Annotated in this window: 25 protein-coding genes and 1 pseudogene; 18 read left to right on the top strand and 8 right to left on the bottom strand. The window is 71.1% G+C overall.

Going from position 1 to position 25540, the window contains the following annotated elements:
* Positions 1-2 precede the first annotated feature (2 nt).
* The 3 genes from IE198_RS10460 to IE198_RS10450 form a co-directional block, all read right to left on the bottom strand.
* A complete protein-coding gene (locus IE198_RS10460; RefSeq protein WP_268246467.1) occupies positions 3-827 on the bottom strand; it encodes a nucleotidyltransferase domain-containing protein in 825 nt (274 codons plus the stop codon).
* On the bottom strand, positions 713-1162 hold the full coding sequence (locus IE198_RS10455; protein ID WP_189885043.1) for a Rieske (2Fe-2S) protein: 450 nt from the start codon (positions 1160-1162) through the stop codon (positions 713-715). Before IE198_RS10455 ends, IE198_RS10460 begins: the two co-directional genes overlap by 115 nt.
* A 101-nt stretch (positions 1163-1263) precedes the next feature.
* A complete protein-coding gene (locus IE198_RS10450) occupies positions 1264-1629 on the bottom strand; it encodes a DUF952 domain-containing protein (protein WP_189885041.1) in 366 nt (121 codons plus the stop codon).
* Positions 1630-1784: 155 nt separating this feature from the next.
* Between IE198_RS10450 and aroH the strand changes: the two genes are divergently transcribed.
* From aroH to der, 5 genes are all read left to right on the top strand, one after another.
* Positions 1785-2147 carry a chorismate mutase gene (aroH, locus tag IE198_RS10445; RefSeq protein WP_189885040.1) on the top strand — a complete coding sequence of 121 codons (363 nt, stop codon included), beginning with the start codon at positions 1785-1787 and terminating at the stop codon, positions 2145-2147.
* Complete coding sequence (locus IE198_RS10440; protein ID WP_189885038.1) at positions 2144-3229, top strand: prephenate dehydrogenase; 1086 nt, start codon at positions 2144-2146, stop codon at positions 3227-3229. Before aroH ends, IE198_RS10440 begins: the two co-directional genes overlap by 4 nt.
* A gap of 134 nt (positions 3230-3363) precedes the next feature.
* Positions 3364-4047 carry a (d)CMP kinase gene (gene cmk / locus IE198_RS10435; RefSeq protein WP_189885036.1) on the top strand — a complete coding sequence of 228 codons (684 nt, stop codon included), beginning with the start codon at positions 3364-3366 and terminating at the stop codon, positions 4045-4047.
* Entirely contained in the window at positions 4005-4688 is a 684-nt protein-coding gene (locus tag IE198_RS10430) for a lysophospholipid acyltransferase family protein (RefSeq protein ID WP_189885033.1), read from the top strand. Before cmk ends, IE198_RS10430 begins: the two co-directional genes overlap by 43 nt.
* A gap of 59 nt (positions 4689-4747) precedes the next feature.
* Positions 4748-6196 (top strand): ribosome biogenesis GTPase Der, encoded by a 1449-nt coding sequence (der, locus tag IE198_RS10425; RefSeq protein ID WP_189885031.1) that lies wholly within the window; start codon positions 4748-4750, stop codon positions 6194-6196.
* Between the two features lie 66 nt (positions 6197-6262).
* Here the strand turns inward: der and IE198_RS10420 are convergent, their stop codons facing one another.
* On the bottom strand, positions 6263-6610 hold the full coding sequence (locus IE198_RS10420) for a hypothetical protein (RefSeq protein ID WP_229833815.1): 348 nt from the start codon (positions 6608-6610) through the stop codon (positions 6263-6265).
* Between the two features lie 279 nt (positions 6611-6889).
* Positions 6890-7669, bottom strand: coding sequence for a DUF8842 C-terminal domain-containing protein (locus tag IE198_RS10415; protein ID WP_189885026.1), 780 nt, complete (start codon positions 7667-7669; stop codon positions 6890-6892).
* A gap of 746 nt (positions 7670-8415) precedes the next feature.
* On the opposite strand from IE198_RS10415, the gene IE198_RS10410 reads away from it, so the two are divergent.
* The 4 genes from IE198_RS10410 to IE198_RS10395 all read left to right on the top strand — a co-directional run bounded on the left by IE198_RS10410 (position 8416) and on the right by IE198_RS10395 (position 12045).
* Positions 8416-9702 carry a glycosyltransferase family 4 protein gene (locus tag IE198_RS10410; protein ID WP_189885024.1) on the top strand — a complete coding sequence of 429 codons (1287 nt, stop codon included), beginning with the start codon at positions 8416-8418 and terminating at the stop codon, positions 9700-9702.
* Positions 9699-10496, top strand: coding sequence for a hypothetical protein (locus IE198_RS10405; protein ID WP_189885021.1), 798 nt, complete (start codon positions 9699-9701; stop codon positions 10494-10496). Before IE198_RS10410 ends, IE198_RS10405 begins: the two co-directional genes overlap by 4 nt.
* Positions 10497-10569: 73 nt before the next feature.
* A complete protein-coding gene (locus IE198_RS10400) occupies positions 10570-11538 on the top strand; it encodes a helix-turn-helix transcriptional regulator (RefSeq protein ID WP_189885020.1) in 969 nt (322 codons plus the stop codon).
* Positions 11539-11829: 291 nt separating this feature from the next.
* Positions 11830-12045: an I78 family peptidase inhibitor gene (locus IE198_RS10395; protein ID WP_189885018.1), complete on the top strand. Its 216-nt coding sequence runs from the start codon at positions 11830-11832 to the stop codon at positions 12043-12045.
* A 92-nt stretch (positions 12046-12137) separates the two neighbouring features.
* Here the strand turns inward: IE198_RS10395 and IE198_RS10390 are convergent, their stop codons facing one another.
* On the bottom strand, positions 12138-13151 hold the full coding sequence (locus IE198_RS10390; RefSeq protein ID WP_189885016.1) for a phosphatase PAP2 family protein: 1014 nt from the start codon (positions 13149-13151) through the stop codon (positions 12138-12140).
* Positions 13152-13587: 436 nt separating this feature from the next.
* On the opposite strand from IE198_RS10390, the gene IE198_RS10385 reads away from it, so the two are divergent.
* Together IE198_RS10385 and IE198_RS10380 are read left to right on the top strand one after the other, a co-directional pair.
* Positions 13588-15324 (top strand): MFS transporter, encoded by a 1737-nt coding sequence (locus IE198_RS10385; RefSeq protein WP_189885014.1) that lies wholly within the window; start codon positions 13588-13590, stop codon positions 15322-15324.
* Between the two features lie 121 nt (positions 15325-15445).
* On the top strand, positions 15446-16636 hold the full coding sequence (locus IE198_RS10380; RefSeq protein WP_189885012.1) for an acyl-CoA dehydrogenase family protein: 1191 nt from the start codon (positions 15446-15448) through the stop codon (positions 16634-16636).
* A 32-nt stretch (positions 16637-16668) separates the two neighbouring features.
* On the opposite strand, the gene IE198_RS10375 is transcribed toward IE198_RS10380, so the two are convergent.
* Positions 16669-17100, bottom strand: a complete 432-nt coding sequence (locus IE198_RS10375) for a cell division protein SepF (RefSeq protein WP_189885010.1) — start codon at positions 17098-17100, stop codon at positions 16669-16671.
* A gap of 239 nt (positions 17101-17339) precedes the next feature.
* On the opposite strand from IE198_RS10375, the gene IE198_RS10370 reads away from it, so the two are divergent.
* The 4 genes and pseudogenes from IE198_RS10370 to IE198_RS10355 all read left to right on the top strand — a co-directional run bounded on the left by IE198_RS10370 (position 17340) and on the right by IE198_RS10355 (position 21184).
* Positions 17340-18554 carry a DUF5685 family protein gene (locus tag IE198_RS10370; RefSeq protein WP_229833814.1) on the top strand — a complete coding sequence of 405 codons (1215 nt, stop codon included), beginning with the start codon at positions 17340-17342 and terminating at the stop codon, positions 18552-18554.
* Between the two features lie 84 nt (positions 18555-18638).
* Positions 18639-19392: pseudogene (locus IE198_RS10365) on the top strand (DUF1684 domain-containing protein); the annotation flags it as partial.
* A gap of 272 nt (positions 19393-19664) precedes the next feature.
* On the top strand, positions 19665-20564 hold the full coding sequence (locus IE198_RS10360; protein ID WP_189885008.1) for a S1 family peptidase: 900 nt from the start codon (positions 19665-19667) through the stop codon (positions 20562-20564).
* 140 nt (positions 20565-20704) lie between these two features.
* A complete protein-coding gene (locus IE198_RS10355; RefSeq protein ID WP_189885006.1) occupies positions 20705-21184 on the top strand; it encodes a hypothetical protein in 480 nt (159 codons plus the stop codon).
* Positions 21185-21197: 13 nt separating this feature from the next.
* Here IE198_RS10355 and IE198_RS10350 read toward each other — a convergent pair whose 3' ends face one another.
* Positions 21198-22106 (bottom strand): DUF4231 domain-containing protein, encoded by a 909-nt coding sequence (locus IE198_RS10350; RefSeq protein WP_189885124.1) that lies wholly within the window; start codon positions 22104-22106, stop codon positions 21198-21200.
* A 249-nt stretch (positions 22107-22355) separates the two neighbouring features.
* On the opposite strand from IE198_RS10350, the gene fxsA reads away from it, so the two are divergent.
* The 3 genes from fxsA to IE198_RS10335 are packed head-to-tail and all read left to right on the top strand — an operon-like array spanning position 22356 to position 25517.
* On the top strand, positions 22356-22520 hold the full coding sequence (fxsA, locus tag IE198_RS10345; protein ID WP_189885005.1) for an FxSxx-COOH cyclophane-containing RiPP peptide: 165 nt from the start codon (positions 22356-22358) through the stop codon (positions 22518-22520).
* A gap of 41 nt (positions 22521-22561) precedes the next feature.
* Entirely contained in the window at positions 22562-24751 is a 2190-nt protein-coding gene (gene fxsBH, locus IE198_RS10340; protein WP_189885002.1) for a radical SAM/SPASM protein FxsBH, inactivated beta-hydroxylase extension form, read from the top strand.
* Entirely contained in the window at positions 24744-25517 is a 774-nt protein-coding gene (locus tag IE198_RS10335) for an AAC(3) family N-acetyltransferase (RefSeq protein WP_189885000.1), read from the top strand. Before fxsBH ends, IE198_RS10335 begins: the two co-directional genes overlap by 8 nt.
* Positions 25518-25540: the final 23 nt, after the last annotated feature.

The following is a 25540-nucleotide window of genomic DNA, read 5'->3' as shown; positions in this document are numbered from 1 at the left end:
TCTCACCGGGCCGACTCGCGGCGGGTGCGCACCAGGAAGTCCTCCACGCGGGCCCGGTCCGGGTCGGAAGGGAGCGGGGAGCCGGCCGCTGCCGCGTCGGCCTCCTCGGCGAGGCGCGTCATCCAGGTCTCCACCCGCTCCCAGGGCACCTCGCCCCGCTTGACCTCCAGCAGCCGCTCGCGGCCCGCGCCCACGTCGATCACCAGCTCACCCGTGCGCAGCAGGTCGCGGCAGCCGGCCAGCAGCCTGAGCAGGTGCATGGCGTGCTTCCAACGAGGCTTCCCGTGCTGTCGTACGTCCGCCTCCAGCCTTCTGCGCTGCCCGGTCGCGTACCGCACGAACGTCTCGTGCGCCCGGCGCGACAGGAATGCGTCGCGCAGGGTGAGCAGTTCGCGACCGGTGTCGTCGATGTGCTCGACGAGGGGGGAGTGCAGGCACTCCAGGACGTTCGGGTTGGAGCGCAGTGCCAGCTCCAGGAAGCGTTCCAGCTCCCAGGAGAACTGCTCCTGCGCGGGCCCGTCGATGTGTGTGGGCGGCTTCTCGAAACCCCAGAACAGCGGTGCGGGCGCAACGAACACCCCACGCCGGTCGGTGTCGCTGTCGTCGGTGGCCAGGCCGAAGGCCCGCGACCCCATGACGCAGGAGTAGACCGTGTGTTCGCGGACCAGCTTCTCGGGCGTCATGCGCGAGAGGTTACGGAGGCCCCGCCGTGTCAGTCGAGGCGGATCGAGTCCCCGGAGACGCTGATCCGTTCCGGCGGCAGCGGCTTGGTCGCCGGGCCACTGGCCACGGCGGCGTCCGTGATCGTGAACTTGCTGGCGTGGCAAAGGCAGTTGATGGTCCCGTCGGAGACGTTCGCCACGGTGCAGCCCTGATGGGTGCAGACGGCGGAGAACGCCTTGAAGTCCCCGCTCTCCGGCTGTGTCACCACGATCTTCTTGTCGGCGAAGACCTTGCCGCCGCCGACCGGGATGTCCCCGGTCTTCGCCAGCTCCTCGCCGGCGGGGGAGGGCGTGGCGCCGTCCTCCTCCGAGTCCCTCGTGGCGGGGCCGGTCGGCGGCTGCGTCGCCGGATCCTCCCCGCCTCCGCCTCCGCAGCCCACCACCAGGGCTGCCGCTCCGGCCGCGCCTGCCGCCAGGACCGTCCGTCGGCCCGTGTCCATGGCACTCTCCTCGGCTCGTGACCCCGACCGGCTCGGGGCCATGAGCATCGTGACCCTTGAACGGGCGGAGAAGAAGCAACCGGGCAGCGAATGTCCGCCCGTCAGCCCAGTGTGCCCCCGGAACCTGTGGCAGGCGGCCGGTCCCGCGGCGTGAGCCGACGCGGGTGGCCGTCCGCGTCCCGGTGGACAGCCCGCACGGCCGCAACGGCGGAACGCTCCACCGGCCCGTACACATGCGGAAACCGCCCACCGGGGCCCTCCCGGCGGACCTCCGCACCGAGCCGTGCCTCGTCGATCACCAGCACCTGCAGGTCCGGCACGTCGCGGAAGCGGGCGTCGGCGACGGCGAAGGCGGTGGGCTCGTCCGCGGAGCAGTGCACAAAGCCCTCGGCGGCAAGGGAGGCGGGGGTGTAGGGCCGCTCGGTATCCGCGGTCCATTCGGCGGCGGGCACGGCGTGGAAGATCATGCGTCCAGTTGTAGCGCAGTGAGGCGCCCCGAGCCGCCGCGATATGTCTCGTTGTCTCGCAGAGCGGTCGACGCGGCTTCGGCGCCGTGTGCTGACTACGCTGAAACGCAAGCACCCGCGCAGGAACCGCGCGGCCGGACCCTAAGGAGCACGACGTGGCGGTACGAGCGGTCCGTGGAGCCGTCCAGCTGGAACGGGACGACGCGGTACACATGGACGAGCAGGTCAGCGAGCTGCTCACCGCCGTCCTGGAGCGCAACGGCCTGGTCGCCGACGATCTGATCAGCGTCTGGTTCACGGCCACCCCCGACCTGCACAGCGACTTCCCGGCGGCCGCCGCGCGCAAGCTCGGCATCGTCGACGTGCCGCTGATCTGCGCCCAGGAACTCGACATCGCCGGTGCCATGCCGCGTGTGGTGCGGATACTCGCGCACGTCGAGTCCGACCTGCCCAAGGCGGAGATCGCCCACGTCTACCTCGGGGCCGCGGCCGCCCTCCGCAAGGACATCGCCCAGTGAGGACCGCGCTCGTCATCGGAACCGGGCTGATCGGCACGTCCGCCGCGCTGGCCCTCGCCGGACGCGGCGTCGGCGTACATCTGGTCGACCACGACGCCGAACGGGCCCGCACCGCCGCCGCCCTCGGGGCCGGTACCGACGAGCAGCCGGAGGGCCGCGTCGACCTCGCCGTCGTCGCCGTGCCCCCTGCGCACGTCGCCACCACGCTCGCCGATGCCATGCGCGCCGGCGTCGCCCGCGCCTACCTCGACGTGGCCAGCGTCAAGGGCAGTCCGCGACGCGACCTCGAAGCACTCGGCGTCGACCTGACCGCCTACATCGGCACGCACCCCATGGCCGGCAAGGAGCGTTCCGGCCCGCTCGCGGCCACCGCGGACCTCTTCGAGGGCCGCCCATGGGTTCTGACGCCGACCCGGGACACCGACACCGAGGTCCTCAACCTCGCTCTGGAGCTGGTCGCCCTCTGCAAGGCCGTGCCCGTGGTGATGGACGCGGACGCCCACGACAAGGCGGTCGCCCTCGTCTCGCACACGCCGCAGCTGATCTCGTCGATGGTCGCGGCGCGGCTGGAGGACGCCGACGACACCGCTGTACGGCTCTGCGGGCAGGGCATCCGCGATGTGACCCGTATCGCGGCGTCCGACCCCCGGATGTGGGTGGAGATCCTCTCCGCGAACCCCGGTCCGGTGGCGGATGTGCTCGCCGGGGTGGCGGCGGACCTGGACGAGACGGTCCGCGCGCTGCGCGCCCTGCAGTCCTCCGACGAGTCCAAGCGTCAGGACGGCGCCGAGGGAATCGAGGACGTCCTGCGGCGCGGCAACGCCGGCCGGGTCCGGGTGCCGGGCAAGCACGGCACGGCGCCCACCGCCTACGAGATCGTCGCCGTACTGATCAGCGACCGGCCGGGCGAGCTGGCCCGTATCTTCGCCGATGCCGGCCGGGCCGGTGTGAACATCGAGGACGTCCGCATCGAGCACGCGACGGGCCAGCAGGCCGGCCTGGTCCAGCTGATGGTCGACCCGGCGGCGGCGCCGCTCCTCACCGCGGCGCTGCGGGAGAGGGGCTGGTCGATCCGCCAGTAGCGGTTCGCGGCACGGGCCGGTCCCGGAGCCTGCCGCAGCCGGGGCGTACGGGTGCAGAAGCGGTCTCCGGCACTCGGTAACCTTGTGGTGGGCGACCCGGCACCCTGCCATGCCCATTACCGCGAACCAGGAAGGTGTCCGACACCGTGGAATCCGTGATCGTCGCCATCGATGGCCCCTCCGGCACGGGCAAGTCGAGCACCTCCAAGGCCGTCGCCTCCGCACTGGGGCTGAGCTATCTCGACACCGGCGCGCAGTACCGTGCGATCACCTGGTGGATGATCACCAACGGCATCGACGTGGCGGACCCGGACGCGATCGCGAGCGCCTCCGGCAAGCCGGTGATCGAGTCCGGCACCGACCCGTCGGCGCCGACCATCACCGTCGACGGTCTCGACGCCTCCGGCCCGATCCGTGAGCAGGACGTCACCTCCAAGGTCAGCGCGGTCAGCGCGGTGCCCGAGGTGCGCACCCGCATCACGGAGCTGCAGCGTTCCATCGCCAAGGCGGCCGAGAAGGGCATCGTCGTCGAGGGCCGTGACATCGGTACGACCGTGCTGCCCGACGCCGACCTGAAGATCTTCCTCACCGCATCGCCCGAGGCCAGGGCCGCCCGCCGCAGCGGCGAGATCAAGGGCTCCGACCTCACGACCACCCGCGAGGCCCTGATCAAGAGGGACGCGGCCGACTCCAGCCGTAAGACCTCTCCGCTCGCCAAGGCGGACGACGCGGTCGAGGTCGACACCACGGACCTCACGCTGCCGCAGGTCATCGAATGCGTCGTGACTCTCGTCGAGGAGAAGCGGGCCGCCAAGTGACCGTACCCTCGCCCAAGGGCGCGGCCGTCGGGCGGGGCATCGGGATCGGGCTGATGTACGGGCTGTGGAGGCCGCGCGTCCTCGGCGCGTGGCGGGTCCCGGCCGCTGGGCCGGTCATCCTCGCGGTGAACCACTCGCACAACATCGACGGGCCGATGCTGATGGGCACCGCGCCCAGGCCCGTGCACTTCCTGATCAAGAAGGAGGCGTTCGTCGGCCCCCTCGATCCGTTCCTGACAGGGATCGGACAGCTCAAGGTGGACCGTACGATCGCCGACCGCACCGCCATAACGGCGGCGCTCGGTGTCCTGGAGAAGGACGGAGTCCTCGGGATCTTCCCCGAGGGCACCCGCGGCGAGGGCGACTTCGCGTCGCTGCGTGGCGGACTGGCGTACTTCGCGGTGCGCAGCGGCGCCCCGATCGTGCCGGTCGCGGTGCTGGGAAGCACCGAGCGGCGCGGACGGTTGATACGGGCGCTGCCTCCGCTGCGCAGCCGCGTGGACGTGGTCTTCGGGGACGCCTTCGAGGCCGGTGACCGGAGCGGGCGCCGTACGCGCAAGGCGCTCGACGAAGCGACGGTGCGCATCCAGGAGCGGCTGACCGCCCACTTGGAAAACGCGAAGCGCCTGACCGGGCGCTGAGCCAGACTTGAGTAATGGGCCGCCGGACGCGGCCCAGTGACGGACGAGGAACGGACTTCATGAACGACCAGCACGACCACGGAGCGCTCGGCGATGCCGAGTACGCGGAGTTCATGGAGCTCGCCGCGGAAGAGGGCTTCGACATCGAGGATGTCGAAGGCGCGATCGGGGAGGCCGGGCACGGCCCGCTTCCCGTCCTCGCCGTCGTCGGCCGCCCGAATGTCGGCAAATCGACTCTGGTGAACCGCATCATCGGCCGCCGCGAGGCGGTCGTCGAGGACAAGCCGGGCGTCACCCGCGACCGTGTGACCTACGAGGCGGAGTGGGCCGGCCGACGTTTCAAGGTCGTCGACACCGGCGGCTGGGAGCAGGACGTCCTCGGCATCGACGCCTCCGTCGCCGCTCAGGCCGAGTACGCCATCGAGGCCGCCGACGCCGTGGTCTTCGTCGTCGACTCGACGGTCGGCGCGACCGACACCGACGAGGCGGTCGTCAAGCTGCTCCGCCGGGCCGGCAAGCCCGTGGTGCTCTGCGCCAACAAGGTCGACGGACCCAGCGGCGAGGCCGACGCCACGGCGCTGTGGTCGCTCGGCCTCGGCCAGCCGCACCCGGTCTCCTCGCTGCACGGCCGCGGCACCGGCGACATGCTCGACGCCGTCCTCGAGGCCCTGCCGGAGGCGCCGGCCCAGACCTTCGGCACCGCCGTCGGCGGTCCCCGCCGGATCGCCCTCATCGGCCGTCCGAACGTCGGCAAGTCGTCGCTGCTCAACAAGGTCGCCCGTGAGGAGCGCGTCGTCGTCAACGAGCTCGCGGGCACCACCCGCGACCCCGTCGACGAGCTCATCGAACTCGGCGGCGTGACCTGGAAGTTCGTCGACACCGCCGGTATCCGCAAGCGCGTCCACCTCCAGCAGGGCGCCGACTACTACGCCTCGCTGCGCACGGCCGCCGCCGTCGAGAAGGCGGAGGTCGCGGTCATCCTGATCGACGCGACGGAGAACATCAGCGTCCAGGACCAGCGCATCATCACGATGGCGGTCGAGGCCGGCCGCGCGATCGTCGTCGCCTACAACAAGTGGGACGACCTCGACGAGGAGCGCCGCTACTACCTCGAGCGTGAGATCGAGACCGAGATGCAGCAGGTCGCCTGGGCGCCCCGGGTGAACGTCTCCGCGCTCACCGGCCGCCACATGGAGAAGCTGGTCCCGGCTATCGAGACGGCGCTGGCAGGCTGGGAGACGCGTGTCCCGACCGGCCGGCTGAACGCGTTCCTCGGCGAGATCGTCGCCGCGCATCCGCACCCGATCCGGGGCGGCAAGCAGCCGCGCATCCTGTTCGGCACGCAGGCCGGCACCAAGCCGCCGCGGTTCGTGCTGTTCGCGTCCGGCTTCCTCGAGCACGGCTACCGCCGCTTCGTCGAGCGCCGGCTGCGCGAGGAGTTCGGCTTCGAGGGCACCCCGATCCACATCTCGGTCCGGGTGCGGGAGAAGCGCGGCCGCAAGAAGTAGTTCTCGACGCCGCTGCCCCGGTACCCGCGATCGCAGGTACCGGGGCAGCGGCGTAGAGGACGTCGGTCAGAGCCCCTTGCGGGGGGCCGGCGGAAGCGCCGCGGGCTGGTGGGCGGCGTGCCGGCCGGTCTGGTGCGGGTGCCAACCGCGTCCGCCGGAGTTCGCCTGCTCACCCGGATAGTCGGTGTGGCCGTCGTGGCCGCTCGTGTGCCCGGTGTGGCCCGTATGGCTTCCGTAGCCGAAGAAGTTGCCGCGGCCGCTGTGCAGGCTCGTACCGAACCCCTTGAAGTCCATGTCCTCCTCGCCGCTGCGGTCACCCGGCAGCGTCCGGAACGCCCTGAGGTACTCGGAGTACAGCGCGTCGTAGATCGGCGTGGCCGAACGGCCGGGCGATCCGTCGCGCGAGGGGCGCATGGAGGGGATCTGACTCTGGAACGGCTGGGGGGAGGGGTCGTATGAGTGCACGTACCTGCAACGACGCCGCCGTCTCCCGGATGCGGGCTGCGGCCGGCTGCATTCTTCCGGGGGACGGTACGGGAACGCGGGCTCGGGCGGGCACACCGGTTCGCCGGGGCGGGAGGGCCGCCCCGGCGAACGTCCTGTGACTGCCGGGCCGGTCGGCCGGCATCCCCGTGATCCAGGGGCGTCGGTCCAGGACGTCCGGCGGATCGGGCCGCGTGGCCTGCGCGTGGCTCAGGTCCCTGCGAGCGGCATCGCCGCGGCGACCAGGCGGCCGTTGGCCGCCGCCTTCTCCAACGCGTCGCGCAACAGGTCCTCGCGGGGCTGCTGGCCGATCGAGCCGACGGGGGCGGCGAACACCAGGACCGTCTGCGTCTTGTTGACGGCGGTCCGCCAGCCCTCGGTGACCTGGAGCGGCTGGTGCGCCTGCCACCAGGCGACCGGGCTGCCGCCGCCCGTACCGGGCTGGAGCACGGCGTGCAACTGCCCCATGGCGACCAGCACCGACCAGCCGGGCAGCTGGGACGGGCGCTGGTTCACATCGGTGACCGGCAGGAAGCCCTGCTCGATCAGGAGCGGCAGGAAGTCGTCGCCGCCGCTGCCCGTCGTGCCCGGGCGGGCGATCGGCGCGGTCGGTTCCACGACGAGGGCGGGGTACACATCGGCGTCGATGAGGATCAGACCGCTGGTCACGCCGAGCACGGCCTGCCGGGGGGCGGCACCCGGGATCCGCGGCTCCTCACCGGTGATGGAGCGGACAGCGCCCTGGAGCTGGTCCTCCGCCACCTGTACGACCTGGGACGGGATGCAGGTGGCGTGGGCGAAGGCGAGCACGGCCGTTTCGTCGCCGACGAACAGCACGGTGCTGGTGCGCTCCTGCTCGGAGTCGCCCGGAGTGCGGCAGGAGGTGCAGTCGTAGCTGCCCGGGGCGTTCAGGCCGGCGAGCAGTCGGTCGGCTTCTTCGTCGCCGATCTCGGCGCGTACGTCCTCGCTGACGTCGAGCATGCGCGGCACGGGTGGCTCCTCGGACTTGATCGGGTGGGCCGGGCGGGTCCCGGCTCAACGGTTCAACGGGCGATCCGTGGTGCGGGTCACGCCCGGAACGGCAACGAATGAAGCGGACGGCGTCGCTCCGCGCCGCCCCCCCGGCCGTGGCACGCTTGCCGGGGAGGGGCACCGGGCACGGGGCCGGCTGGTTCGGCCGGCTCGCCACTGAACAGGACCGAGCCGCGGCGCAGTTCGTGCACGAGGACCGGCGCGCCGCGGCCGCGGCGCCAGGGAGTCGGGAAGCCGCTGTTCGGCGACGACCGCGGCGACGAGCCCGCGCAGCAGTTCGTACGTGCGGTCGGCGACCGCAGGCGTGCGCGTTCCGGCAGGCTGTGCCAGGTGAGGAGTTGGCCCCCTCGCATCGGGGGCCGGGCGGCGGTCATGTGCTGCACCGACGCGGCCAAGTCCTGCTCCGCCCGCCTCGCCGGGGCCTGTGCCGAGCGCTGTCCGCACCACCCGCAGCCGTGCACCGCAGGTGGACCGCTGCTGCCCGTCTCGTCCGAACACCTGGAGAAGGCCCCCTCGACTCGACGCCCTCGTCAGTCCGTTGGCGATCGGAGGACGGCCGCGGCCGGGTGCCCAGTGCGGTCACAGGAAGCGCAACTGCTTCGGCGTACCGCAGATTCCGTACCGCCCGCAGCAGCCGAGTAAAGTCGTGGCGTAGACCTCCCGACCAGGAGGATCCGCAGGACCACGGGGGGACGCGGCGACGCATGCGCATTTCATTTCTGCTCCACAACGCCTATGGCATCGGCGGCACCATCAGGACGACGTTCAACCTCGCCCACGCCCTCGCCGAACGGCACGACGTCGAGATCGTCTCCGTCTTCCGCCACCGTGACGAGCCGGCCATGGGCGCCCCGGCCGGTGTCACCATGAAGCATCTGGTCGACCTGCGGAAGAAGAGCCCCGGCTACGACGGCAACGACCCGCTCGCCAAGCTGCCGGCGAAGGTCTTCCCGCGAGGCGACGGCCGGCACAAGCAGTACAGCCGGCTCACCGACGTCAGGATCGCCGCCCATCTGTCGTCCCTTGACGCCGACATGGTCGTGGGCACCCGCCCGGGCCTCAACGTCACCATCGCCCGCCAGACCCGACGGGGCGTGGTGCGGGTCGGCCAGGAGCATCTGACGCTGGACAGCCACGGCTACCGGCTGCGCCGCGAGATCGCCCACCGCTACACCATGCTCGACGCGGTCACCACCGTCACGGAGGCGGACGCCCGCTCCTACCGCGAGCGGCTGAAGCTGCCCGGCGTGCGTATCGAGGCGGTGCCCAACAGCGTGCCGGCCCCCGCCGTGGCTCCCGCGGACTGCACGTCCAAGTGGGTCGTCGCGGCGGGCCGTCTCACCCGCGTCAAGCGGTACGACCTGCTCGTCGAGGCCTTCTCCAAGGTGGTCGCCGCCCGCCCCGACTGGCGGCTGCGGATCTACGGCAGCGGCGATGCCAGCGGCAACGAGAAGCAGGCGCTGCGCGCCCTCATCGACGAGCGCGGGCTGCACAACCACGTCTTCCTCATGGGGCCCGCGAACCCGCTGGAGGCCGAGTGGGTCAAGGGCTCGATCGCGGCCGTGACCTCCCGCCTGGAGTCGTTCGGCATGACCATCGTCGAGGCGATGCGCTGCGGCCTGCCGGTCGTCTCCACCGACTGCCCACACGGGCCCGCGGAGATCATCGAGGACGGTGTGGACGGCCGGCTGGTCCCGGTCGGGGACGTGGACGCCATCGCCGACGCGCTGCTCGCGCTGATAGGCGACGACGAACTGCGGCAGCGCGCCGGCCGTGCGGCACTGGCCGCTTCGGCCCGGTTCGACCCGGCTCCCATCGCGGAGCGCCACGAGGCGCTGTTCACCGAACTCGTCGCGCGCGGGGAGGGCGCGCGTTCACGCGGTGCGCTGCGCGAGGTGCTGCACCGCGGCCGGAGCGCGCTGTACGACAAGGCGTACTCGCTGCGTTATCTTGCCGCGGACGTGATCCGAAGAGGGAAGAAGAGCGCATGAGCATGCCCATGACATCCACGGGCCGTCCGATACCGCGCGCAGACTGCCTCGCCCACGCCGACGGCACCATCACCTTCGACGTCGCCGGTGGCGCTGCCACCGGCACGGCGCTCCTCCTGAAGCGGCGCGGCGGCAAAGGCACGGCCGACGAGCTGCGACTGCCGCTCACCGGCTCCGGTGACGGAGCCGCACGAGCCGTGCTGGCCCCCTCGGCCGAGCTCGCGGAGGGCCGCTGGGACGTCTGCGCGGAGTCCGGCGAGGTGCTGGAGTCGGGTATCCGCGATCTGCGCGCCATCGTCGACCAGGACCCGGTCCGCGGGCCGGTCGCCGTACGCGTCCCCTACCCGACGGCCGACGGCCGCCTCGCCGTGCGCTGCTGGGTGCGGGCACCGCACGCAGAGGCCGGTGCGATCGAGCTCGCCCCCGACCAGGTCGCCATGACGGTCGAGGGAGTCCTGTACGGGGCGGAGCTCGGCGAGGGCGCGGTGGCCCGCGCACGGCTGCGGTCGGGCGAGCGGGTGCACGAGGTGCCGGTGACCGGCGACGGTCGTGCTTTCGGCTTCACCCTGCCGTTCGGGCCGCTGGCCGAGGGAGCGGCTGAGGAGCAGCTGTGGGAGCTGTGGCTGCGTCCCGCCCCGGACGTCGCCGAGGTGCGGATCTCCCGCATCCTGGATGACGTCTGGGACAAGAAGTCGATCTTCGTCTACCCGGAGCAGCGCACCGCAGGTGGCACCGCCGCACCCTGCTACACCGGCGACAACAGCCTCTGCGTCCGTATCACCACGGTTCCCTGACAGCCGCGGCGGAGCACCTGGCGGCGCGGATCGAGGACAGAGACTGTCCTCGACCGCTGGCAGACTCCCTCGCATGTTGGAAACCTCGGCACGACTGCTGCGTCTGCTGTCCCTTCTGCAGGCGCACCGTGAATGGTCCGGCGCCGACCTGGCCGACCGGCTCGGTGTCACCCCGCGCACGGTCCGCAGGGACGTGGACCGGCTGCGCGAGCTCGGCTACCCCGTCAACGCGAGCCCGGGCACCGGGGGCGGCTACCAACTGGGCGCGGGCGCCGAACTGCCGCCGCTGCTCCTGGACGACGAGGAGGCCGTTGCGGTGGCCGTCGGTCTGCGCACGGCGGCCGGCCAGGGCATCGAGGGCATCGGCGAGACCTCCGTACGCGCCCTGGCCAAGCTGGAGCAGGTGCTGCCGAACCGGTTGCGGCGGCGGGTGAGCGCGCTGAACTCCTTCACCGTCCCGATGCTGCGCGGACAGCAGCGTTCGACCGTGGACGCCGGTGTGCTCACCGAGTTGGCGAACGCATGCCGGGACAGCGAGCGGCTGCGTTTCGACTACCGCGACCACGGAGGCTCGGCCACGCGGCGCACCGTCGAACCGCACCGGTTGGTGTGCACGGAGCGCCGCTGGTACCTCGTGGCCTGGGACGTCGAGCGCGACGACTGGCGCACTTTCCGGGCCGACCGGATCGTCCCGAAGCCCCCGCACGGCCCCCGTTTCGCACCGCGTACGCCGCCCGCCGACGATCTCGCGGGCTACGTCTCCCAGGGCGTCTCCACCCGCGCGTACACGGCTCAGGCGGTCATCAGGCTGCACACCTCCGCCGAGCGTGCGGCCGACGTCGTCGGGCCGTCCGACGGGGTATTGGAGGCGGTCGACGACACGCAGTGCCTGCTGCGAACCGGGGCCGCGAGCCTGGACGTGCTCGTCATCCACGTGATGCTCATGGGGGTCGACTTCGAGGTCGTCGAGCCGCCGGAGCTGAGCGAGCACATCAGGGCCGCCCGGGACCGGCTGTCCCGTGCTCTGGCGGAAAGCCCATGAGTCGAGTGGGTTCTGTGAAAGAACGGTGAATTCCTCAGGTCGTGTGAATTGCTTCGGGAGCGGCGTCCGACGTGAATTGGAAAAGGCAGATGAAATGCAATTCTTCATGATCGACCGCGGTGCTCCGAATGGCGTACGAACGCCGCCGGAGAGCCCGTTCGGGTGAACGGGTTCGAACAGAACATGTGTCGATGTCCTGTGACAGAAGCGTGACCGGTGGGGTATACGGGGCTGCTGGGAGCGTCGCCCGTTCCGCTTCCGTCACCGTCCGCTGCCGCCTACGGTGGGTCCATGGCACCCATACCGACCCCTCCCCCACAGCCCGACGACAGCCCGGAGTCGTACGTCGGCCTCGACGCCGCAGAAGCCGAGCGGCAGGCCCGTGAGCGCGGCTGGTCGACCGTCAGGGCGCTGCCGCCCGGCTCGATCATCACCATGGAGTACATGGTCGGCCGGCTGAACTTCGAGGTGAAGGACGGCTCTGTCATCCGCTGCTGGAAGGGCTGAGCCGACCGGACGACGCACGAAGGCCCCGGTACTCGACGAGTACCGGGGCCTTCGTGCGTCGTGTCGCACGCGGGCCGGTCGCCCGCCTGCGCTCAGCCGCCCGTCAGCGGCCGCGAATGGGGAGGCCGTCTGGTGCCCGAGGGGGTCACCGGAGTCCGCTCCGAGCGCGGGTGCGCCCGGGACCGGTCGTGCGTGGTCGTCCTGGTGCTTGCCGCCGGGCCGGTCGCGGAACCCGGCGCCGGCCGGGTGGTGGTTCCGACGGTCGCCACCGGCTCGCGCGCCGGGTCGTCCGCCGGGGAGGCGTCGGTGCCGCGTTGCGGGAACACCGCGGGACGCGGCCCGCCCGACGCGACGGGCAGCGAGGGCGCCGACGTGCGGCGGGCGCTCCACTGGTCGCGCATGCCGAGGATCCAGGCCTCCGCGCGGCCGATCAGCGGCTCGCACCAGGGCAGAGCCAGCAGGATCAGCAGTCCCGCCGCCCAGCCGAGCAGTACATCGCTCAGCCAGTGCGTACCGAGATACACGGTGGTCAGGCCGACGCCCAGTGACACTACGGCGGAGAGGGCCGACAGATAGCGCCTGGCTCTCGGGGTGGTGGCCAGATACGCCAGGATTCCCCAGGTCACCACGGCGTTGGCGGTGTGTCCGGAAGGAAATATATCGCCGCCGGCGAAGAGCTCGGCGGAGCCGATCTGCGTCGCGTAGTGGGGGCCGAGGCGGCCGAGTCCGATCTTGACCGCGCCCACCGTGGCGTTCAGCAGCAGCAGGGCCGCGCCGAGCGCGAGAAGGGGGCGCAGGGTGTGCTGGCGCCAGGAGCGCCAGCCCAGCCATGCCGCGACCATGACGGCCGTCGGCCCGCGCTGGCCGAGCACCACGAAGTAGTCGAGAAAGGCGTGCTGCTCGGGCCACTGCTCGTAGGGCCGGAAGAGCATCAGCTTCCAGTCGAGGGCTACGAGCCACGTCGACGCCAGCACGGCGACGACGATGGCCAGATAGAACGCCGACGTCCCGCCGAAGAGGGCGAGACGCGTGCGGCTCATCCGCGGGATCTCAATCTTCGGCGGTTCCGGCTCCCGGTCCAGCCGGGCAAAGAAGTCGGTACGCACCTAATCGACGTTACAGCGAGTGAGTGTGCGGTCAGGTCGATCCACTCTCTTCGTGATGCCTATGTGATGTGGAGTTTGTCTCAGGTCCAGTTTCATTCACGGGCCGTCAGGAAAAGCGGGCGGCCTTGTTCCCGCATTTGTCCGACGGTCCTCACGGAAGGCTTCCTTCTGCGGACCGTGAATGGTTCACCGGGATCCCGTGCGGAATTTCCGGGATGTTCAGGACCCGCCGGGATCGTTCAAGGGGCGCCGGCGAGTGGCGTACGCCACACCGGGCCGCCCGACCGGTGAGAGATCGACCACGTGCACCGCTCGCGAACTCGCGTACGCTGGCGACTCACTCGCCCGTCGATGCCGGGCCGCCCAGTCGGGACATCCCCGCACCACCGTCCAGGCCGGTCCGCCGAGTGCGAGGGATTCACCGGGAGGTACGTACATGTCCGTGACGCCCACGGCCGGCGCACGCCTGCGCTCCGTCGGCGGCGGTGCCAACCGCTGGGTCGTCCTCTTCGTCCTCTGCGTGAGCCTCCTGCTGGTGGCCCTCGATGCGACCGTGCTGCATGTCGCGGTCCCCGCAGTCACGGAGGACCTGCGCCCGAGCGGTGTCGAACTGCTGTGGGTCGTGGACGCCTACCCCCTGGTCTGCGCCGCGCTGCTGATCCTGTTCGGCACGCTCGGAGACCGGGTCGGCAGGCGCCGTGTGCTGCTGCTCGGCTACGGCATATTCGGCGCCGCCTCCGCGGTCGCCGCCTTTGCGCCCACCCCCGAGGTGCTGATCTGCGCCCGCGCCCTGCTCGGCGTCGGCGGCGCGATGATCATGCCCGCGACGCTCTCGATCCTGCGGGCCGTCTTCCCGGACCGGCGTGAACGCGCGACCGCGATCGGCATATGGACGGCGGTGGCCGCCGTGGGCGCCGCCACCGGACCCGTACTCGGCGGCTTCCTCGTCGAGAACTTCTGGTGGGGCTCCGTCTTCCTGATCAACATTCCGCTGATGGCGCTGATCGTCCCGGCCGGCCGCTGGCTGCTGCCCGAGTCCCGGGGCGGTGCCGACGGCCCCTGGGACGTCCTCGGCGCGCTGATGGCCGCGGGAGGAGTGCTCGGCGTGGTTTTCGGTGTGAAGCGGCTGGGCGCGGGCTCCGGTCTGTTCGAGCGGGGAGTGCTCGGCCCGCTGATCCTCGGCGCCGCGCTGCTGGTGCTGTTCGTGGGGCGGCAGAAACGCCGCCGGCATCCCCTCATCGACATGCGGATGTTCGCCAGAGCCGCCTTCTCCACCTCCGTGGGCTGCATAGTCCTCGCCATGCTGGCGCTCGTCGGCCTCGAGCTGATCGCCGTCCAGTACCTGCAGCTGGTCCTCGGGCTCAGCCCGCTGGAGACCGGCCTGCGGCTGCTGCCGCTGACCTTCGCCGCCATGGCCGCGGGCGCCACCGGCTCGTACACCCTGAGCCGTCTCGGTCCACGCCGGATGGTCGGCTGGGGTTTCGTGCTGACCGCCGCCGCCGTACTGGTGCTGACCGCGATGGGCCAGCACGACCGCCCGTGGCTGCTGACCGCCGCCTTCGTCCTGCTCGGTTTCGGGCTGCAGACGACCCTGTTCGGCGCTTACGAGTCGATGCTCAGCGAAGCCCAGGCCGACCAGGCGGGCGGGGCCGCCGCGATCGGTGAGACCTCCTACCAGCTCGGCGCCGGCATGGGCATCGCCCTGCTCGGCAGCGTGATGAACGCCGCGTACGCCCCTGCCCTGTCGTCCCTGGGCGGAGTTCCGCGGTCCGCGAGCGAGGCCGCCGCCCACTCCCTGGGCGAGGCGTACCAGGTCGCCGAGCGGCTCGACGGCCCGGCGGGGGAACTGCTGCGGTCCACGGCCCGTCACTCCTTTGTCCATGGTCTGCACATCACGTTGCTCGTCAGTGCGGGGCTGCTGCTCCTGGGCGCGGCCGCCGCGCTGCGGCTGCCGCGGATCATGGAGTGCGGCACGCCGGACATGTGCCCCCAGCCACGACAGGCCGATCCGGCGAAGATCCCGGCGAGCCGCGAGAGCGACGCCTCCGGTGCCCGGCGGTCCGGCGCCCCGGACCAGCGACACGGGGCAGGTGTGCCGGCCGGCCGCAGGCCGTCCGTCCACGGCATGCCCGCGGCCGCCGAGGCGGCGGGGTCTGGACGCACGGCACACTGAGCCGTAACGTCTGGCGAGGCGTCTGACTAGCAGTGCTAGTTTTCAGGCCGCGTCGTCCGTTCCCTTCCTGCGGCCCACCGGCCGGGGGAGTGCCAGTGTGAGAGCCGCCGGAGGTCACCTCATGTCCAGAGCCTCGAAGCTTCCGCCCTTCGATCCCGGCGACCCGCTCGGCATCGACGACCTGCTCGACGCCGAGGACCTCGCCGTCCGCGACACCGTCCGCAGCTGGGCCGCCGACCGCGTCCTGCCGCACATCGCCGACTGGTACGAGCGCGGAGAGCTCCCCGGCATCCGCGAGCTGGCCCGTGAACTCGGCTCCATCGGCGCGCTCGGGATGTCGCTCGACGGCTACGGCTGCGCCGGCGCCACCGCCGTCCAGTACGGACTGGCCTGCCTCGAGCTCGAGGCCGCCGACTCCGGCATCCGCTCCCTCGTCTCCGTACAGGGCTCCCTCGCCATGTACGCGATCCACCGCTACGGCTCCGAGGAGCAGAAGCAGCGCTGGCTGCCCGGTATGGCCGCCGGCGAGATCATCGGCTGCTTCGGCCTGACCGAGCCCGACCACGGCTCCGACCCGGCCGCCATGCGCACCCACGCCAAGCGCGACGGCGGTGACTGGGTGCTCACCGGCCGCAAGATGTGGATCACCAACGGCTCCGTCGCCGGCGTGGCAGTGGTCTGGGCGCAGACCGACGACGGCATCCGCGGTTTCGTCGTGCCCACCGACACCCCGGGCTTCTCCGCGCCCGAGATCAAGCACAAGTGGTCGCTGCGGGCCTCGGTGACCAGCGAGCTCGTCATGGACGAGGTCCGGCTGCCCGGTGACGCGGTACTGCCGGAGGTCACCGGCCTGCGCGGCCCGCTCAGCTGTCTGAGCCACGCCCGCTACGGGATCGTGTGGGGCTCGATGGGTGCGGCTCGCTCCAGCTTCGAGGCGGCGGTGTCGTACGCGCGCACCCGCGAGCAGTTCGGTCGGCCGATCGGCGGCTTCCAGCTCACCCAGGCCAAACTGGCGGACATGGCCCTCGAACTGCACAAGGGGATCCTGCTCGCCCACCACCTCGGCATGAGGATGGATGCCGGGAAGCTGCGGCCGGAGCAGGTCAGCTTCGGAAAGCTCAACAACGTGCGGGAGGCGATCGAGATCTGCCGCACCTCACGCACCATTCTCGGCGCGAACGGGATCTCGCTCGAGTACCCCGTGATGCGGCACGCGACGAACCTCGAGTCGGTGCTCACGTACGAGGGCACCGTCGAGATGCACCAGCTCGTGCTGGGCAAGGCGCTCACCGGCCTCGACGCGTTCCGCTAGGAGCGCCCCGCCGCGGCGGGCAAGTGCCTTGCTCAGCTCTGGTTGAAGAAGCCGTCCGGGGAACGGCCTGCCGGGTCCCCGCTGACGATCTCGGTGTCGGCGGGGGTCAGCAGGAACACGCGCGTAGCGACGCGCTCGATCGAACCGCGCAGTCCGAAGGCGAGACCCGCGGCGAAGTCGACGACCCGCTTCGCGTCGCCGGGCTCCATCGACGTGAGGTTCACGATGACCGGGACGCCCGAACGGAAGAGCTCACCGATTCCGCGGGCGTCCCGGAAACCGTCCGGGGACACCGTCGCGATCCGGCGGCCCTCCTGTCGGGCGGACTCGGAGGCGACACGAACCCGAGGGTCGGTGACCCACGCGTCACCCGTCTCGGCACCCTCGGCGTACTCGTCGTCGTAGTAACGCCCGTCGTCCTCGACGAGTCCCAGCCAGGCGCTCGCCTTACGCACCGATCCCATGGACGCCTCCTTTCATCGCGGTCACTTGTGGTTCCGCATATCCCCTATCGTCGTCCATGATGCGGATCGGGCGCCAAGTGGATAGTCGCCGCGCAGGGGATTCGTGACGGTACTGGTGCAGAAGATGTGGCGATTCGTCAAGGTCCGGCCGCCACAGGGCCCGTGACGGGATGAAAATATAAAAGTCGCGCCGGACGGGTGACCTTGGGCACGTACGGGTGAACGACCGGCTGGATACGATGCCCACCGCCCATCTCAGTGACTCGCGGGGGACCGTCGTGTTCGGAATCGTCAGACCATGCTCACATCGGCTCACGGACGGGCTGAAGACCGAGTGGATAGCCCATCTGTGCGGACTGTGTCTGGCACTTCGCGCCGACCACGGACAGTTCGCACGCGTCGTCACCAACTACGACGGCCTGATCGTCTCGGTCCTGACGGAGGCTCAGACCGAACGCACCCCGGCGCAGCGGCGCACCGCCGGACCCTGCCCGCTGCGCGCCATGCGCACCGCGCCCGTCGCCCGCGGTGAGGGCGCGCGCCTGGCCGCCGCGGTGTCCCTGGTGCTCGCGTCGGCCAAGGTGCGCGACCACGTCGCCGACGGCGACGGCGTGTTGGCGCGCAGGCCGATGGCCGCCGCGGCCCGCCGCGTGGCCGCCGGCTGGGACCGCGCGGGCGCACGCGCCGGCGCCGCCCTCGGTTTCGACACGGCGGTGCTGCTCGACGCGGTCGACCGGCAGACCGGGATCGAGGCGCTGGCCGGACCGGGCACCTCCGTCCTGACCGTCACGGAACCCACCGAGACCGCAACGGCCGCGGCCTTCGCGCACACCGCTGTGCTCGCCGGCCGGCCGGAGAACGTGGCACCGCTCGCCGAGGCCGGACGGCTGTTCGGCAGGCTGGCGCATCTGCTGGACGCCGTGGAGGACCAGGAAGCTGACGAGGTGTCCGGTGCGTGGAACCCGCTCACCGCGACCGGCACTCCGCTCACCGAGGCCCGCCGCCTCGCCGACGACGCGCTCCACGGGATCCGCCTGGCGCTGCGGGACGTGCACTTCACCGACGACAAGCTGGTGCATGTGCTCCTCGCCCACGAGCTGCGCACCTCGGTGGACCGTGCCTTCGGTACGGCGACGTGCGCGCACCAGCCAGGTCCTTACGGTCCGCCGGCTCCGGGCAATCCATACGCACCCGGTCCCGGCGGCCCCGGGGGGCCGCTTCCGCCGGAGCCGCCTCGTCGCGACCGCAGGGGTCTGATCGCCGGCTGCCTGGTCTGGGCAGGACTGGCCTGTACCTGCCAGATGTGTTGCGGCACCCATGAGGACCCCTGGAGCGGTGAGCACCGTGAGGGCCTGTGCAGCAGGATGGACTGCTCCGGTTGCGGCGAATGTTGCAACTGCTGCAGCGGTTGTTCCGACGGTTGCTGCTGTGACGGCTGCGGTTGCGACTGCTGACGCAGCGCAGGACGCGCGCCGCGGGCCGCGGCGCAGCCGGGGCGGTGTGCGAGGTGGGCGGCATGACGCCCGGCGGAGCCGACATGGCAGCGCCGGCAGGAGCGGCGGCTCGCCGCCGTCTCGGGGCCGTACGGGCCGCTCTCCCTCATGGGCACGCACTGGCTCTCCGCCCACCCGCAGGGGCGAATTCCGGCCGTTCCGGAGGAGTGGGTGGCGTACGGCGACGAGGTTGTGCTCGGCGCCATCGCCGAGGACGGCCTCCATCTCGACGACAAGCCCTTCACCGGCCACATCGCCTCACCGTCGACCACGGCCCGATCGCCGTGCTCATGTGGCGCACGGCGGACGCCGGCTCGTCCTGCTGCGCGGGGAAGAGCTCTGGGCGGTCCGGGACTTCGGCCCGACGGCCCCGGCACGGAGGCGTTCAGGGGCATCGAGGTCACGCCGTACGACCCCCGCCGGGTGCTTCCCGGCCGCTTCCGGCCCGACGAGGCGGACCGCGGGGTCCGGGCGGAGAACGCGGACGGGCCGGAGCGAGGGCTGGGCCTCGGCGGGGAGGTCGCCTTCGAGGTCGACGGACAGCAGCACACCCTGCGCGTCGTCGTAGGGGAGGACGGCTCACCGCGGGCGGTCGTCGCCGACACGACCAGGGCATACAGGAGTTACCGCTTCCGGTTCCTGCGCCGGAAGCCACCCGCGGCCGACGGCACCGTGGGCATCGACCACAACCGCGCCCTGCTGCCGCCGTTCGCCTTCGCCGACGCCTCATCTGCCCTTCCCGCCGCCCGGCAAGACCCTGTCTTTCCTGGTTCCGGCGGCTGCACGGGAACCTTCTGACGGCGTGACACGTCCAGAGCAAGACAGGAGCGTCCCGAAGCAAGCACAGCCCCGGCGGGCAGTACAGCAGCCGGGGCCATGCGCCGTGCATGTGCACCGCGGCCGAAAGACACCCTTGCGTGGTTGGTTGACGCCGCGAATACTCCCGAACAGCGCTTGCCAGGAGCACAGTTTGTCCGATATCCGGGTGGTCCGGACGTCGAAACTGCTCCTGGCTGCGCCTCACAGGCCCCCCCCACGGACGGGCCGTCCACCCCTCGGGAGGAACGACAAGTGAGGATCAGGCGCACCATCCCCCGCACCGGCGCCCACAGACGCACCCGTCTGATCGCGGTCGCCACCGGCCTGACAGCTGCCGCAGCTCTGGCCGTCCCCACCGCCGACGCCGACGAGGCACAGACCTTCAGCGCCCAGCAGCTCACCGCCGCCGGCGACGCCGTCCTCGAGGCGGACGTGGCAGGTACCGCCTGGCACGTCGACCAGGACACCGGCACGCTCGTCGTCACGGCCGACAGCACCGTCTCGAAGGCCGAGATAGCCAAGATCAAGCGCCAGGCCGGGACCAACGCCGACGCCCTGCGCATCGAACGCACCCCGGGCACCTTCTCCAAACTGATCTCCGGCGGCGACGCGATCTACGCGTCCAGCTGGCGCTGCTCGCTCGGCTTCAACGTCCGCAGCGGCACCACCTACTACCTGCTCACCGCCGGCCACTGCACCGACGGCGCGGGCACCTGGTACACCAACTCCTCCCGCTCCACGGTCATCGGCCCCACGGCCGGTTCCAGCTTCCCGGGCAACGACTACGGTATCGTCCGCTACTCCAACACCTCGCTGTCCCACCCCGGTACGGTCGGGAGCCAGGACATCACCAGCGCGGCCAACGCCACCGTCGGCATGTCCGTCACCCGCCGGGGCTCCACCACAGGAACCCACAGCGGCACGGTCACCGGTCTCAATGCCACCGTGAACTACGGCGGCGGTGACATCGTCTACGGCATGATCCGCACCAACGTCTGCGCGGAGCCCGGCGACAGCGGCGGCCCGCTCTACTCCGGCAGCCGGGCCATCGGCCTGACCTCCGGCGGCAGCGGAAACTGCAGCACCGGCGGTACGACGTTCTTCCAGCCGGTGGTCGAGGCGCTCAACCGGTACGGAGTGAGCGTCTACTGACGCGATCGGCCGCAGACGGCCGACGGCAACGGAGCCCCCGTCCTTCACCACCAGGACGGGGGCTCGACGTTCCGTCCCGTTTTTCGGAGGATGTCAGGACGGCCGGGGGGCGGCCGAAGTGACGGGGGTTGCAGCGCGAAGTGAAACGCATCGGAGTGACCGGCCACCGGGGTATTCCGCCGGAGGCGCTGGCCCATGTCCGCGCCGGGCTGCGGGCCGCGCTCTGCAGCCACCAGGGCTCGTTGGAAGCCCTGTCCAGCCTTGCCGTGGGGGCCGACCAGCTCTTCGCGGACATCGCTTTGGACTGCGGCGCCGAACTGACCGCCGTCATCCCCAGTGGCGACTACGAACAGGGCTTCACCGCCCCCGGCGAGCTCGCCGACTACCTGCGGCTCAAGAGGCTGGCCACCCGGGAGGTGAGACTGGCCTTCCCCTTTTCGACCGACGAGGCCTACTACGCGGCCGGTGCCTACATCGCCGACCACTGCGACCGGCTGCTCGCCGTCTGGGACGGCCTCCCGGCCCGCGGCCACGGCGGCACCGGCGACATCGTGCGCTACGCCCGCGACCTCGGGAGGCCCGTGACGGTCATCTGGCGGGAGGGTCTGCTGCGCGACTGACCCTGTCGCCACGTCAGCTGCGGTGTCTCACCAGCCAGTCCGTGTGCTGGGGGGAGACGATGCGCTCGGTTTCGTAGACCGCGGAGGGCCACTGTGCATCGGTGACCGTGGTTTCCATCGCGGTGTGCATGGCGGCCAGGTCCTCCTCCACGAGCGAGTGCGCGGCGATCAGCGGCTGGTGGCGGCGGGTCTCGCTCCACGCGAGGCACGCGGCGGCCGCGGCCGACAGTACGCCCTGCGCATGGAAGGAGTCCGCCACGGAGAACGTGCGCAGCGCCGCGAAGAACAGGGCGATGAGGGTGAGCAGCGCGATCGACGCGGACCAGAGCGCGGTCGCGCGCCGGGACATCTCGGTACGCCGGTGGTACCAGTTGCGCTGCTCGATCAGCCGGTCCCTGACGTAGGTCTCCTTGCGGACGCTGAAGGGTTTGGCCCGCAGCCGGCGCATGGGGGTGGTGATGAGGTCACTCGCCGCGGCGTCGCCGCCCGCCGTACGCGGATCCTCCCAGCCGACCTTGGCCAACTCCCGTAACCCGTCCTCCATACGGGCGGTGAACAGATCATCGGCTTCGACCTCCGTAAGACGTGAGTCGAAGGGTGCGCCGTGGACCGCGTACCGCCAGCACATGGACTTGATGAACTCAGCGGCAGAGCGGTTCAGTTGCCATTGCGACTTTGCTCTGCGGCGGGTGGCGCGGTACCCCAGCACCAGTACTCCGGCATAGGCCAAGGCGCTGAGGAACGAGGCGAGTTGGAAGGACCCACCCAGCCTCAGCGAGGTGGGCAGGGCCGCCAGGGCGGCGCCGGCGACCAGGAGGAGCAGCCGGTGCCGGGTCCCGGCGACCGCCTCGCGCTGGCGGGCGACGGCGATGGTGTCCGTGCGGTGGTAGAGAACCGGTAGATCGCCGTTGCGGAGGACCATGCTCTGCAAAGGGCTCGAAAGCTCGCTCATACGCACCCCCGTCTGCGGTTTTGTCGTCACTCTTTAGGCGGAATCGCTTGTTCCTTGCGGTCCTGCGAGAATGCGGTGCAACTCTTTTGTTGCTTATCCCCGTGCTGAGTTGCTGAGAGTGGCCATGAGAGTAAAGTCGTGCCGCCGGCATCGCAACGGTGCGTGGTATCCCCGCTGGGCACAGCATTGAGCTGGACACAACATCAAGGACGGCCTCCAATGACCCTTCACACCTCCGCCTCCTTCGCCGTTGCGAAGAAGAATCGAGTTCCACTGGCGCAGATCGACGTGCGTGGTGCCGATGCTGCACGCAAGCTCGCCCGTGTCCTGCCCGCTTCCGAAGAGCGCATCATGCGTGCCGCCACGTTCAACTCTGCGCTCTGAAAGCACCCCGGAGGGCTTTGGACCGACCCTAGACTGGTGCAATGACAGGGCCCGAACTGGTCCCCTTCCAGCAGATTGTTGTGAAGGTGCACAGCAGGTGCGATCTTGCCTGCGATCATTGCTACATCTACGAACACGCTGATCAGAGCTGGCGAACCCGCCCGAAGGCAATCTCTGACGAAGCGATTTCCTGGACAGCTCTGCGACTGGCCGAGCATGCCAAGAGTCATGCCCTGCCCTCCGTGTCAGTGATCCTGCACGGAGGGGAGCCTCTGCTGGCGGGCACCGCCCGTCTGCGCCGCGTCTGCGAGGAGCTCACCGCGGCCCTCGACGACGTCGCCGAGCTGGACCTGCGGATCCACACCAACGGAATCCAGCTGAGCAGCCGCTATCTCGACCTGTTCGACGAATTCGACGTCCGGGTCGGCATCTCCCTCGACGGAGACCGCAGCGCCAACGACCGCCACCGACGCTACGCGGACGGCCGCACCAGCCATCCGCTCGTACTGCGGGCCGTCGACCTCCTCCGCCAGGAGCCCTACCGGCACCTCTACCTCGGCCTGCTGTGCACCATCGACGTGGCCAACGACCCGGTCACCGTGTACGACGCCCTCGCCGAGCTCGAGCCCCCGCGGATCGACTTCCTGCTGCCCCACGCCACCTGGGACGACCCGCCGGCCCGCCCGGACGGATCACCCACCGCCTACGCCGACTGGATCCTCAAGATCTTCGACCGCTGGGACGCCCGCGGCAGGCCCGTGCCGGTGCGGCTCTTCGAGTCGGTTCTCTCCACACTGGCCGGCGGCCCGAGCCTCACCGAGTCTCTCGGACTGGCCCCTTCCGATCTCGTCGTCGTCGAGACCGACGGCAGCCTGGAGCAGGTCGATTCGCTGAAGAGCGCCTACGAGGGCGCGGCCGCCACCGGGTTCGACGTCTTCCGGCACCACTTCGACGAGGTGGCTCGCCACCCCGGGGTCAGGGCCCGACAACTGGGGCTGGAGGGCGTGAGCCCGACGTGCCGTCAGTGCCCGGTCGTCCGCTCCTGCGGCGGCGGGCTCTACACACACCGGTACGCGACCGGCTCCGGCTTCGACAACACCTCGGTGTACTGCAACGACCTCAAGGCGCTGATCCTCGGCATCGAGGAGCGCACGGCACCCGTCACCGCGTCCCCGGCCGTGACCGACCCGGAGGCCCTGCTCATCCTCCAGCAGGATCTGACCCGCTACACCCTCGCCCGGCTCAACGAGGAGCTCGACGGCCGCGGGGGCGAACGATGGTCGGCCGCCTGGGAGCTCGCGTCCACGATCGACGAGTCCTCGCTCGGTCTCGACGAGATCTACGCCCATCCCTACACCCGCACCTGGCTCCACGACTGCCTGGAAGCCCTGCGCCGGCAGCGGCCCGACGCCGTCGCACTCGCCCTCCGCCTGGAGTCCCGTGTGGCCGCCGCGGTCGTACGCAGCGGACTCGGCCTGTCCGTGCGGGTCGGCTGCCCCACCGGCACTCTCATGCTGCCCACCCTGGGCGAGCTGCGGCTGTCGGCCGACGGCGAACCCTGTGAGGCCGAAGTCGGCGGCACCTTGGACGAGCTGGTCGTCCGGGTGGCAGGACGCGAGACGTTACGCGTGCACCCGGAGAAGCGCCGGGCCGGCTGGCGGCCCCTGCACCGGCCCGGACTCGACGGCTGGCCGCAGCTGGTGCTCGACGACCTCGATCCCTACCGGGACTGCTACGGCGAACCGGTACGCCCCGCGGGGGACACCGAGTCCCTCGCCGCGGCCTGGGCCCTGCTGCGGGACAGCGCGCCCGGGCGAGCGGCCGAACTCGCGGCGTCCATCACCACCCTGACGCCTCTTAAGGGCGCCGGGCCCTCGGTCGGGAGGCATGCCTACGGCGCCCTCGGCCTCGGCCTTCACGGCCCGCCCGCCGACCTGGCGGTCGCCCTGCTGCGGGGCTTCGCCCGGGCGAAACTCCGTGCCGTCGGCGAAGTCACGGACCTTCTGGCGGAGGACGGCGCCTGGCTGCATCCCGCTCCCTGGCAGGACGAGCCGCTGCCCGCCTCCGCACTGTTGGCCGGGGCGTACGAACGCGTCGTACTCGCGGCCCTCGACCCGGCGTCCGCCGCCCACGCCGTCCTTGCCCTGAAGACCCTGCGCGACGCACCGGAACCGACCGTCAGCGGCAAGCGCCTGATCGCCGCTCTGCACGCGGAGGCAGCCGGTGGATGACCCGTCAGGAACCCGGGACCCGGTCCGCGCACTGCGCGCCCTGGGCGTGCGCAGGGGCGCGACCCTTCTCGTCCACGCCTCCCTGCACACCACCGGGCTCGATGCCCGCACCGTGCGCGACGCGCTGCTCGAGGTCCTGGGCCCCGACGGCACGCTGGTGGTGCCCGCCTTCACCGAGGAGAACTCGGACACCTCCTCCGCGTATCTGGCGCGAGTGCGCGGCATGACACCCGTGCAGGCGGCGGCCTTCCGGGCGGACATGCCGGCCTTCGACCCGGCCACCACGCCCAGTCAGGGGATGGGCCGGTTGGCCGAGTCCGTACGGACCGCGGCGGGGGCCCTGCGCAGCGCGCATCCGCAGACGTCGTTCGCGGCGCTCGGCCAGCAGGCCGCCGAGCTGCTCGCCGAGCACCCTCTGGACTGCCATCTCGGCGAGCGTTCACCGCTGGGTGCGCTCTACCGGGCCGGGGCGCAGGTGCTCATGATCAATGTGGGTTTCGCCAAGTGCAGCGCATTCCATCTTGCCGAATACCGGGTCAAATCCGCGCTGCGCACCTACCGTTGTGTGGTGAGGGGGCCGGAGGGCGGCTCCGAGTGGACCGAGTACACCGACGTCGTGCTGGACGACAGTGATTTCGAGGCGGTCGGTGCGGCCTTCTCCTGGGGGGTGGAACGAAGCGGACAACTTGGTCGAAGAACCGCGAGACTGTTCTCGCTCAGGGACGCGGTAGACCACGCGAAGGGTTGGATGACCGAAAAGCGGTGATGATTGACCGAACGGCGGGGGGA

The organism is Streptomyces xantholiticus, from assembly GCF_014651015.1.
GTDB lineage: Bacteria > Actinomycetota > Actinomycetes > Streptomycetales > Streptomycetaceae > Streptomyces > Streptomyces xantholiticus.
This window is presented reverse-complemented; position numbering and strand designations above follow the sequence as displayed.

What these genes read in the sequence shown, in the direction of transcription:
- IE198_RS10455 (WP_189885043.1), bottom strand. Translation starts at nt 1,162, where the DNA reads ATGGACACGGGCCGACGGACGGTCCTGGCGGCAGGCGCGGCCGGAGCG.
- IE198_RS10450 (WP_189885041.1), bottom strand. Translation starts at nt 1,629, where the DNA reads ATGATCTTCCACGCCGTGCCCGCCGCCGAATGGACCGCGGATACCGAG.
- IE198_RS10430 (WP_189885033.1), top strand. Translation starts at nt 4,005, where the DNA reads ATGCGTCGTGACTCTCGTCGAGGAGAAGCGGGCCGCCAAGTGACCGTA.
- der (WP_189885031.1), top strand. Translation starts at nt 4,748, where the DNA reads ATGAACGACCAGCACGACCACGGAGCGCTCGGCGATGCCGAGTACGCG.
- IE198_RS10420 (WP_229833815.1), bottom strand. Translation starts at nt 6,610, where the DNA reads ATGCGCCCCTCGCGCGACGGATCGCCCGGCCGTTCGGCCACGCCGATC.
- IE198_RS10410 (WP_189885024.1), top strand. Translation starts at nt 8,416, where the DNA reads ATGCGCATTTCATTTCTGCTCCACAACGCCTATGGCATCGGCGGCACC.
- IE198_RS10405 (WP_189885021.1), top strand. Translation starts at nt 9,699, where the DNA reads ATGAGCATGCCCATGACATCCACGGGCCGTCCGATACCGCGCGCAGAC.
- IE198_RS10400 (WP_189885020.1), top strand. Translation starts at nt 10,570, where the DNA reads ATGTTGGAAACCTCGGCACGACTGCTGCGTCTGCTGTCCCTTCTGCAG.
- IE198_RS10395 (WP_189885018.1), top strand. Translation starts at nt 11,830, where the DNA reads ATGGCACCCATACCGACCCCTCCCCCACAGCCCGACGACAGCCCGGAG.
- IE198_RS10385 (WP_189885014.1), top strand. Translation starts at nt 13,588, where the DNA reads ATGTCCGTGACGCCCACGGCCGGCGCACGCCTGCGCTCCGTCGGCGGC.
- IE198_RS10380 (WP_189885012.1), top strand. Translation starts at nt 15,446, where the DNA reads ATGTCCAGAGCCTCGAAGCTTCCGCCCTTCGATCCCGGCGACCCGCTC.
- IE198_RS10375 (WP_189885010.1), bottom strand. Translation starts at nt 17,100, where the DNA reads ATGGGATCGGTGCGTAAGGCGAGCGCCTGGCTGGGACTCGTCGAGGAC.
- IE198_RS10370 (WP_229833814.1), top strand. Translation starts at nt 17,340, where the DNA reads ATGCCCACCGCCCATCTCAGTGACTCGCGGGGGACCGTCGTGTTCGGA.
- IE198_RS10350 (WP_189885124.1), bottom strand. Translation starts at nt 22,106, where the DNA reads ATGGTCCTCCGCAACGGCGATCTACCGGTTCTCTACCACCGCACGGAC.
- fxsA (WP_189885005.1), top strand. Translation starts at nt 22,356, where the DNA reads ATGACCCTTCACACCTCCGCCTCCTTCGCCGTTGCGAAGAAGAATCGA.
- fxsBH (WP_189885002.1), top strand. Translation starts at nt 22,562, where the DNA reads ATGACAGGGCCCGAACTGGTCCCCTTCCAGCAGATTGTTGTGAAGGTG.